The 16,837-nt window shown below is 42.2% G+C and carries 15 protein-coding genes, 13 tRNA genes and 2 other RNA genes (1 of these 30 only partly in view); 28 read left to right on the forward strand and 2 right to left on the reverse strand.

Going from position 1 to position 16,837, the window contains the following annotated elements:
* The 20 genes from AC1ECB_RS04740 to AC1ECB_RS04835 form a co-directional block, all read left to right on the forward strand.
* Positions 1-23, forward strand: a tRNA-His gene (locus AC1ECB_RS04740); it begins 53 nt to the left of the window's first position.
* 12 nt (positions 24-35) lie between these two features.
* Positions 36-111 (forward strand) — tRNA-Gln (locus tag AC1ECB_RS04745).
* 4 nt (positions 112-115) lie between these two features.
* A tRNA-Ser gene (locus AC1ECB_RS04750) sits at positions 116-206 on the forward strand.
* A 9-nt stretch (positions 207-215) separates the two neighbouring features.
* Positions 216-291: transfer RNA gene (locus AC1ECB_RS04755), tRNA-Lys, on the forward strand.
* A 3-nt stretch (positions 292-294) separates the two neighbouring features.
* Positions 295-369, forward strand: a tRNA-Glu gene (locus tag AC1ECB_RS04760).
* A gap of 11 nt (positions 370-380) precedes the next feature.
* Positions 381-456: transfer RNA gene (locus AC1ECB_RS04765), tRNA-Val, on the forward strand.
* 12 nt (positions 457-468) lie between these two features.
* Positions 469-545 (forward strand) — tRNA-Asp (locus AC1ECB_RS04770).
* An 18-nt stretch (positions 546-563) separates the two neighbouring features.
* Positions 564-896: RNase P RNA component class B (gene rnpB / locus AC1ECB_RS04775), an RNA gene on the forward strand.
* A 28-nt stretch (positions 897-924) separates the two neighbouring features.
* Positions 925-1,001: transfer RNA gene (locus tag AC1ECB_RS04780), tRNA-Arg, on the forward strand.
* Positions 1,002-1,010: 9 nt separating this feature from the next.
* Positions 1,011-1,086, forward strand: a tRNA-Phe gene (locus AC1ECB_RS04785).
* A gap of 5 nt (positions 1,087-1,091) precedes the next feature.
* A tRNA-Thr gene (locus AC1ECB_RS04790) sits at positions 1,092-1,167 on the forward strand.
* Positions 1,168-1,175: 8 nt separating this feature from the next.
* A tRNA-Tyr gene (locus AC1ECB_RS04795) sits at positions 1,176-1,260 on the forward strand.
* 4 nt (positions 1,261-1,264) lie between these two features.
* Positions 1,265-1,341, forward strand: a tRNA-Met gene (locus AC1ECB_RS04800).
* A gap of 9 nt (positions 1,342-1,350) precedes the next feature.
* A tRNA-Gly gene (locus tag AC1ECB_RS04805) sits at positions 1,351-1,424 on the forward strand.
* 288 nt (positions 1,425-1,712) lie between these two features.
* On the forward strand, positions 1,713-1,952 hold the full coding sequence (locus tag AC1ECB_RS04810) for a hypothetical protein (protein ID WP_485667678.1): 240 nt from the start codon (positions 1,713-1,715) through the stop codon (positions 1,950-1,952).
* Positions 1,953-2,228: 276 nt separating this feature from the next.
* Positions 2,229-2,393, forward strand: coding sequence for a hypothetical protein (locus AC1ECB_RS04815; protein WP_485667679.1), 165 nt, complete (start codon positions 2,229-2,231; stop codon positions 2,391-2,393).
* A 226-nt stretch (positions 2,394-2,619) separates the two neighbouring features.
* Complete coding sequence (locus AC1ECB_RS04820) at positions 2,620-3,276, forward strand: GyrI-like domain-containing protein (protein ID WP_485667680.1); 657 nt, start codon at positions 2,620-2,622, stop codon at positions 3,274-3,276.
* A 187-nt stretch (positions 3,277-3,463) separates the two neighbouring features.
* Positions 3,464-4,210, forward strand: coding sequence for an AraC family transcriptional regulator (locus tag AC1ECB_RS04825; RefSeq protein WP_485667681.1), 747 nt, complete (start codon positions 3,464-3,466; stop codon positions 4,208-4,210).
* Between the two features lie 194 nt (positions 4,211-4,404).
* The gene (locus AC1ECB_RS04830; RefSeq protein WP_485667682.1) at positions 4,405-5,745 is read left to right on the forward strand and encodes an MATE family efflux transporter; all 1,341 of its coding nucleotides are present in this window, start codon (positions 4,405-4,407) and stop codon (positions 5,743-5,745) included.
* A gap of 104 nt (positions 5,746-5,849) precedes the next feature.
* Positions 5,850-6,299, forward strand: a complete 450-nt coding sequence (locus tag AC1ECB_RS04835; protein WP_485667683.1) for a VOC family protein — start codon at positions 5,850-5,852, stop codon at positions 6,297-6,299.
* Positions 6,300-6,965: 666 nt separating this feature from the next.
* Here the strand turns inward: AC1ECB_RS04835 and ltrA are convergent.
* Positions 6,966-8,996 (reverse strand): group II intron reverse transcriptase/maturase, encoded by a 2,031-nt coding sequence (ltrA, locus tag AC1ECB_RS04840; RefSeq protein WP_485664615.1) that lies wholly within the window; start codon positions 8,994-8,996, stop codon positions 6,966-6,968.
* Between the two features lie 1,805 nt (positions 8,997-10,801).
* On the opposite strand from ltrA, the gene ssrS reads away from it, so the two are divergent.
* The 6 genes from ssrS (at position 10,802) to AC1ECB_RS04870 (ending at position 14,649) form a co-directional block, all read left to right on the forward strand.
* A non-coding RNA gene (gene ssrS / locus AC1ECB_RS04845) (6S RNA) lies at positions 10,802-10,978 on the forward strand.
* Positions 10,979-11,106: 128 nt separating this feature from the next.
* A complete protein-coding gene (locus AC1ECB_RS04850) occupies positions 11,107-11,538 on the forward strand; it encodes a peptidylprolyl isomerase (protein WP_485667684.1) in 432 nt (143 codons plus the stop codon).
* Between the two features lie 42 nt (positions 11,539-11,580).
* Positions 11,581-11,970, forward strand: a complete 390-nt coding sequence (locus AC1ECB_RS04855) for a CoA-binding protein (protein WP_485667685.1) — start codon at positions 11,581-11,583, stop codon at positions 11,968-11,970.
* A gap of 36 nt (positions 11,971-12,006) precedes the next feature.
* The gene (gene trxA / locus AC1ECB_RS04860) at positions 12,007-12,330 is read left to right on the forward strand and encodes a thioredoxin (protein ID WP_021167398.1); all 324 of its coding nucleotides are present in this window, start codon (positions 12,007-12,009) and stop codon (positions 12,328-12,330) included.
* A 79-nt stretch (positions 12,331-12,409) separates the two neighbouring features.
* Positions 12,410-14,395: a ferrous iron transport protein B gene (gene feoB / locus AC1ECB_RS04865; RefSeq protein ID WP_485667686.1), complete on the forward strand. Its 1,986-nt coding sequence runs from the start codon at positions 12,410-12,412 to the stop codon at positions 14,393-14,395.
* Between the two features lie 8 nt (positions 14,396-14,403).
* On the forward strand, positions 14,404-14,649 hold the full coding sequence (locus tag AC1ECB_RS04870; RefSeq protein ID WP_485667687.1) for a FeoA family protein: 246 nt from the start codon (positions 14,404-14,406) through the stop codon (positions 14,647-14,649).
* A gap of 30 nt (positions 14,650-14,679) precedes the next feature.
* On the opposite strand, the gene AC1ECB_RS04875 is transcribed toward AC1ECB_RS04870, so the two are convergent.
* Positions 14,680-14,877, reverse strand: a complete 198-nt coding sequence (locus AC1ECB_RS04875) for a DUF1858 domain-containing protein (RefSeq protein ID WP_485667688.1) — start codon at positions 14,875-14,877, stop codon at positions 14,680-14,682.
* A 176-nt stretch (positions 14,878-15,053) separates the two neighbouring features.
* On the opposite strand from AC1ECB_RS04875, the gene lgt reads away from it, so the two are divergent.
* Positions 15,054-15,851, forward strand: coding sequence for a prolipoprotein diacylglyceryl transferase (lgt, locus tag AC1ECB_RS04880; RefSeq protein WP_485667689.1), 798 nt, complete (start codon positions 15,054-15,056; stop codon positions 15,849-15,851).
* A 12-nt stretch (positions 15,852-15,863) separates the two neighbouring features.
* Positions 15,864-16,694, forward strand: coding sequence for a polysaccharide deacetylase family protein (locus AC1ECB_RS04885; protein ID WP_485667690.1), 831 nt, complete (start codon positions 15,864-15,866; stop codon positions 16,692-16,694).
* Positions 16,695-16,837: the final 143 nt, after the last annotated feature.

The raw sequence follows: 16,837 nt of genomic DNA on the forward strand, positions 1-16,837 counted from the left end.
TTCGAGACCCTCCAGTCACCCCAACTTAATGATATAGGGGCGTAGCCAAGTCGGTAAGGCAACGGACTTTGACTCCGTCACGCGTTGGTTCGAGTCCAGCCGCCCCTGCCAATGTGGAGTGGTACTCAAGTGGCTGAAGAGGACGGTTTGCTAAATCGTTAGAGGTCGTGAGGCCTGCGTGGGTTCAAATCCCACCTACTCCGCCATTATTTAATGACCTACTAGCTCAGTCGGTAGAGCACCTGACTTTTAATCAGGGTGTCCCGCGTTCGAGTCGCGGGTGGGTCACCATCTGGCCCGTTGGTCAAGCGGTTAAGACACCGCCCTTTCACGGCGATAACGGGGGTTCGATTCCCCCACGGGTCACCAATCTATTTATCGGGCGATTAGCTCAGCTGGGAGAGCGCCTGCCTTACAAGCAGGATGTCGGCAGTTCGATCCTGTCATCGCCCACCATTTACCCGATACGGCCCTGTGGTGTAGCGGTCTAACATGCCGCCCTGTCACGGCGGAGATCGACGGTTCAAATCCGTTCAGGGTCGCCAAAAAATCCAGTCTTCTTTAGAAACGGGAAATTGCGGTACGGCATTGACTGCGGTATTGAGGAAAGTCCAGACTGCCACGACCTGTGATGGTCGTAATGTTCGTGCCCATCGCAAGGTGGGGCAGAGTGAATGCTCTGACGACGGCAAAATCGACTCATGTAGCCGAAAGTAGCCATAAAGTGCACAGAGAATGAGTAGGTTGGCAACAACCTAGTGAAAATTGGTAAACTCCACGAGGCAGAAACCCAAATTTGGTAGGGGAGCTTCCTGTAAGGAATAAGAACCGAAGGGAAGAGCGCACTTTCGTGCGTTAGATAAATGATTTCCTAAAACAGAAACTGGCTTACGGTTTCTAAGGAAGGCTGTTTTAAATATATACGACTCCGTAGCTCAGCTGGATAGAGCGTTTGACTACGAATCAAAAGGTCGCAGGTTCGAATCCTGCCGGGGTCGCCATTTATTAATGCCTCGGTAGCTCAGTCGGTAGAGCAGAGGACTGAAAATCCTCGTGTCGGCAGTTCGATTCTGCCCTGAGGCACCACACACGCTGGCGTAGCTCAATAGGTAGAGCAGCTGACTTGTAATCAGCAGGTTGGGGGTTCAATTCCTCTCGCCAGCTCCATTTAACTTGGAGGGATTCCCGAGTGGCTAAAGGGAGCAGACTGTAAATCTGCCGTCTTTGACTTCGGTGGTTCGAATCCACCTCCCTCCACCAAAACGGCGGCGTAGCTCAGTTGGCTAGAGCATGCGGTTCATACCCGCAGTGTCCGGGGTTCAAATCCCTGCGCCGCCACCAATTATATATGCGGGTGTAGCTCAATGGTAGAGCTCTAGCTTCCCAAGCTAGCTACGAGGGTTCGATTCCCTTCACCCGCTCCAGAAAAACACCTATCGTTTACTGAAAAGTAAGTGATGGGTGTTTTTTGCATAAAAGACATATGAATGATATTTTGTCCGATAATAAGTAATTCTGTAAATAGAAAATCCAGCATTTTCGCAGTGTCTTGAGGTTTGTGATACTTTTCTTAACAATCGTATAGTTTATGTTAATTTAGGAATTGTGCGATGGATATATTTAGTTTTATTATGCAGGATAAAGTCGAATCGAGAAAGAACTATAACTATAGTAATGTAAGTACATATTCGCATAACTGGAGGCTGATACAAATGACTAAAATTAATCGTAAGGCCATTTCTAACATCAGTTATCGTAGTTTACTAAATTTAGTCGCAGAAACTCCTGCAAAGCTTTCTAAAAGTGATATCCGGCGTATTGTCGATGAGGCTAATAAGGCTGGTGTACTAAAAGGATTTGCAGACTGGCTGGTTACACAAGAAGAAATACGGTCAGATGTTCTTAGGGCATTTCGTAATTACCTTTCAGGCGAATTTCGGTTAGTTTGCTAGAGTGCAGCGTCAGCTAAACATTGTTTAGTTGACGCTGCTTTACATATACGTCATTATCGACTTTGCAATAGATTACCTGAGGCTCTTGCGGTCAGATTTTTGACCGGGAGGTTTGGAACTCCGGTTTAGCGGATCATATGGCGATGCAACGGCAAGTAGCCGGAAAAGGGCTGAGAAAGCAAGCATATTGATGATGGGGTATTGTATCAAGCTTTTGTAAACGTGTTTAATGCGATGGTTGAAAATAAGGATTTTATCGGAAAGTGGCGACAAGGAGTGAAAAACGATAACTTGCTGAAGCGATATAAGAGCAAGCAGTTTATGGAGATAATAACGGATGCTGTGGCGATGATCGATTTTGATTTAGTTACGGTTTTTGATGGCGTTAGGTTGTTTGTGAGTTTGCTTGATGGTACAGACATAGAATGTGTAATTGATTAGTGTTTAAAATAATGAGTCGGTTGGGGTGTTTGAAATCACCTTGATCGGCATTTTGCTATTAGTTGGAGGCTTTATGTTATAATTAATTATAAAATTTGTTAATTGCTAAACCGAAGAATATGTCAGGTTAAGATTATTGGAGAAATACTTGTAGTTCAAGAATTCGGGTAAAACATCGCAGTCGCCAATTTTGTACAGAGTTTCAATGAAAAGGAGCAGTGATTAGATGGATAAATTTGACTATAAGAAAGTATATAAAGATTTGTATCAGCCTAAAAGCGAGCCTAGTGAAATAGAAGTTGCAGAGATGAATTTTATTCAGATTGATGGACGTGGCAATCCAAATGAACCAGGCGGTGAATATCCATTTGCCGTAGAAACACTTTACGCACTAGCTTATGCCATCAAGATGTCTCCTAAAAATGGGCAGACGCCGGAAGGATATTTTGATTATGTAGTGCCGCCACTCGAGGGTTTATGGTGGCTGGGTGGCGGCAAAGAGTTTGATTACAGCGATAAATCCAAGTTTTGTTGGACAGCTATGATCCGCCAGCCGGAGTTTGTGACCGATGAAGTATTCTCATTAGCGCTTCAGATAGTTAAAAAGAAAAAGCCGAGCCTTAATTTATCCAAGGCCAGACTGGCTACTTTTTCCGAAGGCTTATGTGTGCAATGCATGCATATTGGCACCTTTGATGAGGAACCAGCTACACTTGGGAAAATTAAACGGTATATTGATGAAAATGGACTTGCTAGCGATTTGTCTGATACAAGGCGTCATCATGAAATTTATCTGTCCGACCCTCGAAAAATTGATGTAACAAAAATGAAAACCATACTGCGGTATCCGGTTAAACGCGTAGATGGTTTGCCAAAGATGTAACAAATGAAGACGAGCGGACGGGAAAAGTGTCTTGGGAGACAATGCCATCGTCCCCTCGTCTTTAGTTTTTTAAGTGGAATAGAGATTTTTGCGGCGTTATGGTATAGTTAAATATTGTAAGATGTACTTGCGATTGATTTTGCTCATATACAGTTAATTGGAAAAAGACAGATTGGAGAATTATATTTTGCAAAGTGACTATATTATGAGTATTAACCAGGCCTTAAACTACATATATCAGAATCTGAATAAGACGCTGGCGGTGGAAGAGCTAGCAGAGCAGTGCTGTTTTTCCAAGTATTATTTTAACAGGATCTTTAAGGCGATTGTTGGGGAAAATATATATTCTTTTATCAAAAGGATAAAACTCGAATGTGCTGCATTTCAACTGCGGGCAGCAAAAAACAAATCTATTATGGAGATTGCTATTGAGATGGGTTATAGCCCGTCTAATTTTGCATCGGCTTTCAAACAATATTTTGGAGTGAGCGCCTCAAAATATCGTAAACTTAATGTGGTTCCATATAAAGACACATTTGCGGCTGTAACCGGCCATATTCAAAGTCTTCAAAAAGATGATAACATATTTGATTCGCTCGACAGAAAAATTAAGATAAAAAGATTGGCTGGCATGAATGTGGTGTATAAGCGGGTTATCTGCAACTATCAACGAGATTTAAAATCAGCGTGGGAAAATTTTTGCATAGATATGGAGAAGCGATTTGGCGGGCATCTTTCAACTTTTGTGGGTATATCGTATGATGATCCGTTGATAGCGGATGAAGATAGGTGCGTGTATGATATGTGCATGCTGGTTGACAAGACATCCGGTGTGGATATACGCTGGATTGAGCCGGGAATGTATGCCTGTTATACCTTTTATGATACGCTTGATAAGCTTATATTTGCTTTTAACGAAATTTTCGTACTATGACTACCCTTTTGTAAATATAAGCTGGATAACCGCTTTGCGTTGGAAGTTTATAAATCTGAATTGGATGAAAAAGGTAAAATACAGCTTGAAATATGCATACCGATACAAGAGTTTTAAAAAAAGCTCGAATTCAGAAGTTCCCTTTTATATAAACAGGTAGAATACAAAGGAAACTATATAAAGGGGGAACTCGAATGAATACAAACATACAGGATGAACATATTGTCAAAACATTTTTGAGCTATTCCATTCCCTGTATTGTCGGTATGCTTCTTACGTCGCTTATTATTGTCGTGGATGGGCTGTTTATCGGTTATCAGGTAGGAGAAAACGGTCTTGCGGCCATTAACCTTACGTTGCCGGTCATGTATATTTTGTTGGCGATTACTATTTTAATCGGTGTTGGAGGTGTAACACTTGCTGCACAGAGCTTGGGCGCTGGAAAAAAGGAGGAAGCTAGTTATTACTTCTCGTTTTCTTTAGGTGCGATATTACTGGTTGTTGCTGTAATTATCGGTATTCTTAGGCTGTTTTTTACGGATGTAGTAGTTTTGCTTGGAGCAACGGGAGATGTCTACGGATATGTCGCTGACTTTTTTGGCGTAATACTATATTTTTATATCTTCATGATGATGAACATGGCTTTCTCGATGTTTATCAGAGCGGAAGGAAAGCCGCAGTTATCTTTGTTTTTTGGATTAGCTGGCAATATACTTAATGTGATACTGGATTATGTGTTTATCATAAACTTAGACTGGGGAATGCGTGGGGCCGCATTAGCATCTGGGATAGCCGTGTTGTTGCCATTTTTATTTGGGGCATGGTATTTTTTAAGTAAAAAATCGGTATTTACAATATTCGCATTTGGCATAAATCTTGGACTCTTTAAAAATATGCTGTTCCTTGGTTCGGCAGAGTTTATCGCGCAGATTTCGATTTCAATTACTACGTATATTTTTAACCAGGTACTTTTTACGAGACTAGGGGTCAATGGCATTGCGGCGCTTACCATTATTGGCTATGTAATGTTTGTAGAGAGCATGATACTAACCGGAATGGCCGTTGGCATTCATCCACTGATCAGCTTTCATTTTGGCGCAAAAAACATCGGTGTAATATTTAGAATGTTTAAGATAGCGGCAGTGGCAGCATTCATTGTAGGAGTGCTTGTATTTGCAGTGGCCTTTACGTTATCAGAAAATATTGTTGGTATGTTTGCCAGAGACAATCAGGAGCTTATACATATTGGGTCAATCGGACTTAGATTCTTTTCTGCTGCGTTTATAATAAATGGTTACAACATGATGGCAGCAGCGTTTTTTACTTCTATCGGCGAAGCTAAAAAAGCTGTCTTGATATCAAGCTTGCGCAGTCTTATACTAACGGTAGTTTTTGTTGCAGTGTTGCCTAACCTTATAGGCGATACGGGAATATGGCTGACAACGCCCCTGGCTGAGGCGGTAACCTTTAGTTTAGCATACATAATGGTAATTAGGTCTAAAATGGAGCTGACAGCGATCCCTTCCCTGCGATAGGTACGAGGATGATTTCATATGCTTTTTATCCAACACTATGACTATAAGCTGAAGCATGCTATCGTGTGCCTTTTTAAAAATCAATTTACGAGGAGAAATTTACTATGAACAGAATTAGCATAATTTGCCTTGGTGTGAAGGATATGGCGCAGTCCATCCGCTTTTACCGCGATGGACTTGGCTTTGCCACCGATGAAAAAGAAGATAACCCGAAGGTGGTTTTCTTTAACACCACCGGCACAAAATTTGAACTGTATCCATTGGCGCTTCTTGCAGAGGACATTAATGAGAAAATCCCGCTGCAGATTGCCGAAGGATTTGCTGGAATTACGCTGGCCTACAATGTGAAAAGCGAGGCCGAGGTGCACGAAGTCATGGAACTTGCGGAAAAAGCGGGTGCGGTTATCGCCAAAGATCCGCAGAAGGTTTTCTGGGGCGGGTACAGCGGATATTTCACCGACCCAAACGGCTATTATTGGGAGGTTGCATATAACCCTTACTGGTCGTTTGACGAGAACGATATGCTGGTGTTAAATAATAACGAAACGAAGTAATTCAGTGACTATAAGTCCTCTGGCTATTTGGAAACTGACCCCCTTGCGATAAAGGGCGTCAAACCTTTACGCAAAATGAGTAGGAATTTATGCGAGATTGGCAAGAAAAAGCGCCTGAGAAGAATACAATCTTCCCAAGTGCCAATGTCGCATAAATCTTATTGTACTAAACTGCGGCCGGCTGAAAACTTTTATGGGAGTTAAATCTTTTCGGCCCCTCCCTTAAAATTGAGAGTATTTTCATAAACTCTCAAGTCTTGAATTTCCTGCCCTCGCAAGAGGGCCTTTTTTTGTTTACCTCCCCAAATCAGGGGAAATAATTTGGATTTGAAAATAAAACTTGACTTTTCAAAAACACCACCATGGTGCCACCGGGGACGGTTCTGATTGACAACAAACTAATTCTGCTAATGGCGTAGAAACCAAAATAGGACGAGGGGACGGAGAAAGTGTCTTATAGGACGCAACCACCGTCCCCTTGTCTTCGTTTATAAATCAGCAAAGTAAAGCCAAAAAAATATACGAAAACAGAAAAAATTAACAATCAAAAACCGAGAACAGAAGATTGAAATTCCATAGCTGGGCAGCCCGCGACTTCATTCTTCTGAGGCAATCAAAAATTTTGCGCGTAGATAGTTTTGTGGCTCAACTGGCAGCCGGGAGCCGTTAGTTGAGCCTTTTTGCGCGCAAAACTTCCGATTGAAGTACCAGTAGGTAAGGGGCATCCTCGCACGCATTTTGCGCCGTTCGGACTCCCTTTTCCCCTGATTCACACACGGCGTGAAACTTTCGCTTCACCGCGCGTTCCATCAATATTTTATGGTTAGTCAACAACAACTTTTCTCTCATCCTGTTAAGCTTTTTCTCCGATTTTACAGGTAATTTCGGATGTACCGCAGTCCAGTGGATTCTTTCATGACACGTTTTACAAACACTCGCTAAATTTGGGACACGGTTAAGGTCTTTCAAAGACAAAGATGGTCGAATGCGGTGAAATTCCACATTTTCACTCCCAAGCTTTACTTTGCACACTCTACATGTCCCTTTATCCCGGTTAAATGCATACGCACAGTTTAAATGATACTCAAAGTTATACCCTAAACCGTTTGTTTGACTCGCAATTTTGCTCGCGTTGAGCAATTTGTCTTGGCGAAATAATCCCTTGGTCTTTCCTGTCCGTTGTTGATACCTCTCGCGCCCTTCCTGCGTGTATGGAGTTTCCTCTTGATTTTTCAGTTTGGTTTTTCGCCATTTGCAAAAGGCCAGAGAGGTAAGTCCAATTTTCTGTCCGTTTACTTCTAGCATCGGTATTTTTGTTGTATATTGACTATGCACCGATGATAAATTGTCAGTCTGATTCGCAGGAATCGACCGACCACCAATTTTCTTCATTTCACGGCGGGCAAGGTACATAAGATTCCAAGAATGTTTGTTTATATCCGTTGTGATTTGAGTCGCCTTGTCATAGTAATTGATGATTCCCCGAATTTGACTGTTTAGCAGATGGATGTGCTTTATTGTCTGTTCTGGCGTCCCTTGTTTACTTATCTGCCGTATGGGTTCGCGTAGGCTGTTTATTTTGTCTTTAAGCCGTAAGGGATTGGGTCTTGTTTTTGTCTTGTATCCTTTACGCGCCTTAGCGAACTTAATGACCTTGAAGGTAAACCCCAGGAATTCTATTGGTTTTTTCCTGACGTTCGTGATTCTTGTTTTTTCTTCTGATAGTGCCAGTTTATATTTGGACATAAATTCTGTCTGTAGGCGGAATTTCCACTTTTCTGCATTGGTTTTTGTGTTGGTGACAAGTACCCAGTCATCCGCATAGCGGATAACATACGCCGGTTTTAGTGCGCTACGCTCCCGTAAGGCTTGTAACTTACCATCCTTTCGCGTGTATGCATACCGGGTTTTCTTTTCTTCCCAGGCATTGGCAACTGACCAGTCGAATCGATTTAAATACACATTTGCCAGTAGCGGCGATATGATTCCGCCTTGCGCGGCTCCCATTAGATTTCGCTTAACTTCGCCCATAATTCCGGCTTTAAGCATTTGTTTAATTATCATCAAGACTCGTTTGTCCCTGATACCCATATGCCAAAGTTGTTTGATCAGCCGGGTATGATTTATGGTATCGAAATAAGCTTTTATATCTCCCTCGACGATCCAGTGGTATCCAGTTTTATGGACGATGTCTGCTATTCTTTCCAAAGCCATATGTGTGTCTCGGTAGGGTCGAAATCCATAAGAATGACTATAGAACTGAGCCTCGAGGATTGGTTCTATGACGATGCGAACACATTCTTGGATAATGCGGTCTGTAACAGCGGGTATTCCCAGCGGTCGAAGGCTTATTTTTCCCGGTTTGGGGATGTACACTCTGCGTATCATCCGAGGTTGGTACTGGCTAAAATGTTTCTGGATTGTATCGATAACTTGCTCATAGGGTAATTCAAGGATTTGCCGCATGGTTTCGTTATCGGTTCCCGGCGTGTCAGCTCCACGGTTTGCTTTAATATTGTGGACTGCGGTTTGTATGGTAACCCCTGATATGATGATTTCCAGCAGACCGTTATGTTTTATAGCTTTTCTATCTTTTTTTGCTTTCTGGGTCTTTGTATACAACTGGTCAAGGTATTGATACAGTTCCTTTTCGTCGGCAGGAACTTTTAGGACGGGATAGTTAGATTGTTGTTCCAAGCATCAGCCTCCTCGTTTTCGATTTGGCCAGCTGGTTTCATGTCAGGTATGGCTCCACGCCTTCCCTAGCAGGTTGTGTTGACTTTCATATAAATATTGACTATGCCCCTTCACTCCATGGACATTACTCCATTTCATCATTACTACGGGCTGCCGCCCTCCAGATACAACGGGCATTTCCTCCCATTTCGAGTCATCTGCTTTTATCTGCATTAGCATTCTCGTCCGAAGTTCCACTGTTTCTTACATTCTAGCTTTACATAGTGACTTTAACCTCTTCCTTTGGCCCGCCAATCATCTTTTTGACCATTATCGGCGGTCGTAAGACTCCAAACCTCATTGGGTTATCATTGGGTTTGGAACAGGAATGAAAAAAGGAATTTCCATTCCTGCGCTTGGACTCCACGAAGGGAGTAAATACCTTCAGTTAGGTATCTTGTTCTTTACGGGTCGTACATACGGAAGTTCCTGATGAGTAGGCATGATCACTTTATAGCCCCCCGACTACTTCGATAACCACTTCACAGGTCTGCTTTTCGCCGTCTTCACCGAGCTTCGTACCTCAGCAGGATAATCTACTTAAGTCACGTCGGAGTATTAGGGATGGTCTGCCGATATTCAGTCCATAGCAGGTAATGCTCCTGCCAATTTGAATGTAAAATTCGCTTTATGCGCCTGGTTTTATTGCTCATTTCTGCACAGGTTGTCCAGGAACAGTGCGCACGCCTTTGAGAACCGTCCCTGTGCTTCGTCCGCCTGCTGGGTTCGTCCTGGCGGGCGGTTTTTTCCATTTCTATTTGGCATGTTTTTCAGGAATCAAAATAAACCCTCCCTCATATACTGTAAATGTTCTTGTTTTTAAAGGGAGGGATCAGTAATGTTTTGGGATTTTATTTGCGGATTTGTTTCCGTTGCGGCTATTACGTTATGCTCTTTGATTTATGCTTTTAATTGGATGCCATAATTTCTTGATTTAGCCGTTCTGTCGTTCGGGATTGGAGCAGTTTTTGTTATTTGACCAATTCAGCCTGGCGGTTGGGGTGCTCTTTTTTTGCCGCCTGCCGGGTTCGTTCTGGTGGGCGGCTTTTTTGTTATGTTCCTGGAGCAAACCCATCCTGTATAGCATAGTATGTAACGTCCCTAATACGTAATGAAGGAGGCATGCTTTATGGGATTTGGTAATTTCGGAGGAGGTCGTGATAGTAGCTGTATTATAATCATCATTATAATACTTTTACTATTTTTCTGTTTCAATGATGACTGCAGCACGGTTTGCTAACATAGTTCGATCGTAGTAAAATCCACAACTAAATCTAAAGTGCGGCCCACTTAGATATCGGTTGTACCGTAAGTCGCCTGTTCTTATGGATGGGCGGCTTTTTCCCATTAACCCCCTCTTCACACTTGAATTTTTTGGTGCCTTTTCTCTATTCGACGAAGAAGCAACAGTGTATCATGTAGAATGTGTAAGCGTTCTGATTTGCCAAATTAATCTGCCGCCGGAATTGATGAAAAAAGGTGACGCCGGATTTTCTGGTAGAAGGCAATGAAAATTTTGCTTTCCGCCTATTTGACGCAGAGTATTGCAGCCAAACCCAGGATAGATACATCATTGATTACGCAGAAAGACTGAGTGAGGCTATGATAATAAAAAGTCAAACGCTTAGTGATTGCGTGAGGTCAAGGACGAAAAGGAATGATCCGGGAGGGTTAAAAGAAATAGTCCAAAACCCCAGTTTTTTGACTATTTTTAAGCCTTGAGGTAAAGGTATAACCATGATAAAATACATAATGTTAGTAGAAATTAATGCCTGAGGTGCTCGTTACACTCTTATATGTTCAACCTACTCATTTACTTGGGGAGTTTGATGTGATGTAGCTGCCATGCCTCCTTGGAGTGGAAGGCAAAAGCCTAACTAGAAAACGCCCACCTGCTTAGCGGCGGGTATGAACATACGAGAGCACGGTACCATGGGCGTACATAATATTTTTTAAAAATACTCTTTCTCGGTAGGAAGAGTATTTTTTGCGTGTAAAGCGATTTCCAATTTTGCCAAAGGGCATCCACTATGTTATAATAAAAATAATTCTATTTAAGAGAGGGATAAACTTGAAAAAAGCAATTATTGAGATGGATAAAGGCCAGATTGTTATTGAGTTGTTTGAAAAAGACGCACCTAAGACGGTTGCTAATTTTGAAAAGCTAATTACAGAGGGTTTTTACGATGGCTTACAATTTCACAGAGTAATTAAAGGTTTTGTGGCCCAAGGTGGTTGCCCGAATGGTAATGGTACCGGTGGTCCTGGCTATACTATTCCTTGTGAAACCAAAGGCAATCCGAACAAACATGAACGGGGATCGCTGTCAATGGCGCATCGCGGCCCTAATACTGGCGGCAGTCAGTTCTTTATTGTGTATGAGCCTCAGCCGCACTTAGATGGTGTACATACAGTGTTTGGTAAGGTTATTGACGGTATGGATATTGTTGATCAAATTAGCCAAGGCGACATAATGAATAAAGTTACCATTAGTGAGGAATGATTTAACTGATAACGTCGTAAAATGACGTAAGGGAGGCAATCTGTGACTCATGTTGAGACTATGCTCCAAATGAAAAACTGGGCTGTTGTAGGAGCTACCGACAACACAGAGAAGTTTGGCTATAAGATATTTAAAGCGCTCAAGGACGCCGGTTATAGTGTATATCCGGTAAACCCCGGTATAAACGAGATACTTGGCGATAAATGTTATCCAGCCCTTAAGGATTTGCCTGTTAGGCCTGAGGTTGTGAATGTTGTAGTACCGCCGAAAGTCGGGGAACAAATTATGAATAATTGTTCTGAACTTGGTATTAAAAATGTATGGCTGCAGCCTGGGGCCAATGCCGCTAATGTAGTAGCGGCAGCCAACAATTTTGGTCTTACTGTGGTTGATCAAAACTGTATATTGGTTGAACTGCGCAACCACAAGTAGATATGTACTTCAGTTAAGTGAAAAGGGGGACTGTCTGTGGCAACTGTAGTCAATGCTAACGATAACAATTTCCAGGAGGAAGTGCTTGATACTGCTAAGCCGGTACTTGTAGACTTTTGGGCTCCTTGGTGTGGCTATTGCAATAAGCTTGCACCTATTATGGATGAATTGGCGCAAGAAATGAGTGACCAAATTAAAGTTGTAAAAGTTAACGTTGATGAAAATCGTTCACTAACCCAAAAATACGGTGTGATGAGTTTGCCTACAATGATTGTCTTCAAAGACGGTGAGCAATTAGAGAAACTGACAGGTTATCTGCCTAAAGCCAACATAACTTCTAAACTCCAAAAGCTGGTATAACCATTATTCCCGGTCTTATGGCCGGGAATTTATTTGTCCTGTAACGCATATCCCCTCATACAATGGCATAGGAAATATTATGAGTATTTCTGAAGCAGCGGAGGATATAGTGGTGCGGGATAAGGCAGTAAAAGTAGTATTGGTGGGTTCGCCTAATGTTGGCAAAAGTGCCATTTTTAATTATTTGACAGGTAGCTATGTCGCTGTGTCCAATTACCCAGGTACGACAGTTGACATTTCCACAGGCCATTTTAAATATGGCCTGCAGCGTTTTGAGATTATTGATACACCCGGAATGTATTCATTAATTCCCCTGACAGAGGAGGAAAGGGTCACTCGGCTATTGTTGACCAGGCAATTGCCAGATGTTGTTGTTCATGTTGTTGATGCAAAAAACTTAAGGCGGATGCTTAATATGACAATTCAGCTTATTGATGCAGGGTTGCCGGTTATTCTTAATTTGAATATTATGGATGAAGCTCAGAATATGGGGTTGCTCATCAATATTCAGCTTCTCGGAAAAATGCTGGGGATTCCGGTAATTGCGACTTCGGCGGTCAATAAGGTTGGATTAGAAGGGTTAAGAAAAGCAATTAGTCAATATAAACAACTACAGCCAGGTATTTTTAAACTGAATGATGAGCTTGAGCAAGCGATAACTAAAATAAGCGCTCTGTTAACTTGCTCCTATGGTATGAGCAAAAGGATTACTGCCTTACTGCTTTTGCAAGGGGATCCGATGGTACTCAATAGTGCTGCACAGACCGAAAAAGCGTGGTTGGAGATAGTTGCCATTATTGATTGTTTAGCATTGAAAAATAAAAATAACCTTGACGCTCTGGTGGCAATAGAGCAGCAGGCTATTATTGATAAAATAGTGGCTAATGTTATCAGATACGCAAGCTTTGAGCGTCAGCCACTTAAAAACATGGCAGGTTGGCTGGGCAAAATAACCAGAGAACCTTTAACCGGGATTCCAATTTTATGTTTGGTGCTTTATTTTGGATTATACCAGTTTGTGGGAAAATTCGGGGCCGGATATCTTGTTGACTATATTAATGATAGTGTATTTGTACCCATCATCAATCCTGTGGTGGTAATGGGTGCCAATGCTTATATTCCATGGGAGTGGCTAAGGTCGCTGCTAGCCGGTGAATATGGTATCTTTACGATGGGATTTCGGTACGCGGCTGCAATTATTTTACCCATTGTCGGGACATTCTTTTTGGTGTTCGCCTTTTTGGAGGATACTGGGTATCTCCCGCGACTGGCTATGCTGGTTGATGCTGTTTTTCGGTATTTTGGACTTAACGGCCGTGCTGTTATCCCGCTAACGCTGGGATTGGGGTGTGGCACCATGGCGGTAGTGGTAACACGAACATTAGAGAGCAAGCGTGAGAGATTATTAGCTACTTTTTTGTTGGCTTTAACGATACCTTGTTCCGCTCAGTTGGGAGTAGTCTTGGCATTACTTTCTCATAACACAACGATTGTTATTATCTGGAGCGCGTACATGCTGCTAGTCTTTGCCGGTGTGGGCTGGTTGAGTGCTCAGTTTATTCCGGGAAGCAGAAGCGCATTTTATATGGAAATACCGCCATTACGATTGCCGCTTGTTGGTAATGTCTTGAAGAAAGCATATGCCCGCATGTATTGGTATTTTATGGAGATATTACCGGTGTTTATTATTACCAGTATTCTATTATGGGCTGGCGATTGTAGCGGCATTTTAGATCAGATGATAAGCTATGTTAAGCCCTTTATGATGCTTATCGGGTTACCACCAGCAGCAGCGCAAGCATTTTTACTGGGCTTTTTCCGGCGTGACTATGGAGCAGCAGGACTCTATGATCTTGCGGTGGCAGGGCAGTTAACAGATGCGCAATTGCTTACTGCAGCAATTGCATTAACCTTATTTGTTCCCTGTGTGGCTCAATTGGCTGTCATGGTTAAAGAACGAGGGCTGGGAATATCTTTAGCTATGGTGGTGGTAATAATTATGATTGCTTATGGTTCGGCGGCACTCATCCATAATGTGCTTACCTTGTTAGCCATAGGAAGGTGAGGGGTGGTATGACAGAACAATCTGTAACCGAACTTAGAACAGGTGAGAAGGCTAGAGTTATAGCCATACACGGCCAGAGCGCTGCAAACATGAGAAAACTTATTATTTTTGGTTTGTTACCGGGAAGGGAGATCGAGGTACTACAGACCTTTCCGGCTTATGTTCTTAAGATTGATAATACCCAGCTGGCCCTTGACTTTGAAGCGGCGTTTGGTATTACCGTGGCTAAGGTGGCAGTCAAACAAAAAAAATAAAAACAGGGCTGTATTGCCCTGTTTTTGCAATTATGCACTTACTGCTTCATTTAAGGCGGCAATCAGAGCCGGTATATCAATACCATGGGCAGCAGCGCCTTGTTCGATATTCTCGAAGCGGGCGGCGGCACAACCTAAGCAACCCATGCCAAAATTGCGAAATACTTCTACGGTTTGGGGATATTGTTGAACAACATCAACAATACTCATGTCTTTAGTGATAGTCATTTTAACAACCTCCTTTTGTTGAGAGTGGAACATGTTGACAATATAAATTATTATAGCATACTTGACTAATATTTGTCATGACTTTATTATGAAATTAGAGAATGGCAATTATGCTATTATTTATTAACTGATTTATGTTTTTTTATACGAAATCAGAGTTATGTTAGGAGCTTTATATGGAGAAAATTGCTTTTTCTATTGGGACAATTAATTTTAACTGGTTTGGGCTAATTTTAGCCACTGCTATAATTATAGCAGTGGCTATTAGCTGGTATTATGTCCGTCTGCGTAATGAAAATTCAGACAGATTGTTAGAGTTGACACTCTATAGTTTACCTGTAGGTTTAGTGACCGCCAGAGCCTACTACGTTATTGTAAATTGGCAGCTTTATGCAGCTAACCCCAATGAAATACTGCAAGTAAAGCATGGTGGTTTGGCTATCCATGGAGCTATTATCGGCGTCACTTTGACAATCTGGGTATATTGCCAAGTTAATAAAATTTCTTTTTGGCGATGGGCCGATATGCTGGCACCAGGACTTATTTTGGGGCAGGCTATAGGTCAGTGGGGAAACTTTATTAATCAGGATGTATTTGGATATCCGACTGATGTTGCTTGGGGCATCTACATTGACTATATATATCGCCCGCCAGGCTATGAACAGTTTGATTTTTTTCATCCGATTTTTTTATATGAATGCTTGTGGGACTTAATTGTATTTAGTATACTTATTATTATGACTTGGCTGCTTACTAAATATCCAAGTAAGTCAGCAGCCGGCAGTGTGTTTTTGCTGTATATTATTTTGTACTCAGCAGGTCGCTTTGTCATTGAGGGCTTGCGGCTTGATAGTGAAATGTTTGGAGTGTGGCGATTAGCGCAACTGGTTAGCGTCATTGCCATAATAGTGACCGGAGTACTTATGTTGTGGCGCAACTATAAGCGCAAAGCAGGATCCAGCTTAGTCTTTTAGGGAGGCGAGACGGTGGTTCGCATTAGTCGACGTCAGGGATGGTTTCTCATTATGGGCCTTGGTTTTTTACTAATAGTATCAGCTTCTGTAGTAAGCACTACTGCTGTAGTGGCAGGACGCAATACGAATCGTGTTGCAGGGAGTTCACTTGCTGATGTGCCTATCTTAAATTATCATAAAGTGGACAACTTTTATCATGCATTGTCAATACCACCAGAGGAATTCGAAGAGCAAATGGCATATTTAGCTCAAAATGGGTTTACGACAATAACACCTGACCAGTTAATGGTTTATCTCAATCATGATCGGGAACTGCCGGAAAAACCCATTTTGATTACGTTTGATGATGGTTATTTGGATAATTTCACCAACGCTTATCCGATCATGAAAAAGTATGGTTTTACGGCTACTATATTTTTAGTGACCAATAAAGTAGGACATGAGGAAAACTTTATGTCCTGGGATCAAGTACGGACAATGCAAAAAGACGGTTTTGTTTTTGGTTCACATACGGTATCCCACGCCGCTCTTACCAAGTTATTACGTGAGGAGGCTATGAGAGAGCTGACTGACTCACGCAAAGAACTGGAGCGGCAACTAGGGGTTAAAACGCGATATTTTGCCTATCCTACCGGCGTATATAATCACCAGATTGAAGAAATGGTTAAACAGGCAGGCTATAAAGCAGCCTTTACCATTCGCTATGGTCAGGCCGGTACGGGAAGTAACCCCTACGCACTTGAACGTATACCTATATTTAGAGGACAACATACGTTTCGAAGCTTTTTTGTCAGACTTAACGCGGCACCTGTATTGGAACGCTTTGGTCTGATAAGAAATTAATGTAATGGAATATAGGACTTAAGTCCAAATTTTTGTTTTTTTAGAATCCTGCGAGTTTTAGGCAGGATTTTTTTTATTTACCAAGAATAGACTTTAAAAGTGGTATAAAGTGGTGCAAAGTGGTTGAATTTTTCTGGATGGTG

Source organism: Sporomusa sp. 246TCP1, from assembly GCF_057319775.1.

Excerpts from the sequence above, each read along its gene's own strand:
- AC1ECB_RS04810 (WP_485667678.1), top strand. The coding sequence starts at position 1,713 with ATGACTAAAATTAATCGTAAGGCCATTTCTAACATCAGTTATCGTAGT.
- AC1ECB_RS04820 (WP_485667680.1), top strand. The coding sequence starts at position 2,620 with ATGGATAAATTTGACTATAAGAAAGTATATAAAGATTTGTATCAGCCT.
- AC1ECB_RS04830 (WP_485667682.1), top strand. The coding sequence starts at position 4,405 with ATGAATACAAACATACAGGATGAACATATTGTCAAAACATTTTTGAGC.
- AC1ECB_RS04835 (WP_485667683.1), top strand. The coding sequence starts at position 5,850 with ATGAACAGAATTAGCATAATTTGCCTTGGTGTGAAGGATATGGCGCAG.
- feoB (WP_485667686.1), top strand. The coding sequence starts at position 12,410 with ATGAGTATTTCTGAAGCAGCGGAGGATATAGTGGTGCGGGATAAGGCA.
- AC1ECB_RS04870 (WP_485667687.1), top strand. The coding sequence starts at position 14,404 with ATGACAGAACAATCTGTAACCGAACTTAGAACAGGTGAGAAGGCTAGA.
- AC1ECB_RS04875 (WP_485667688.1), bottom strand. The coding sequence starts at position 14,877 with ATGACTATCACTAAAGACATGAGTATTGTTGATGTTGTTCAACAATAT.
- lgt (WP_485667689.1), top strand. The coding sequence starts at position 15,054 with ATGGAGAAAATTGCTTTTTCTATTGGGACAATTAATTTTAACTGGTTT.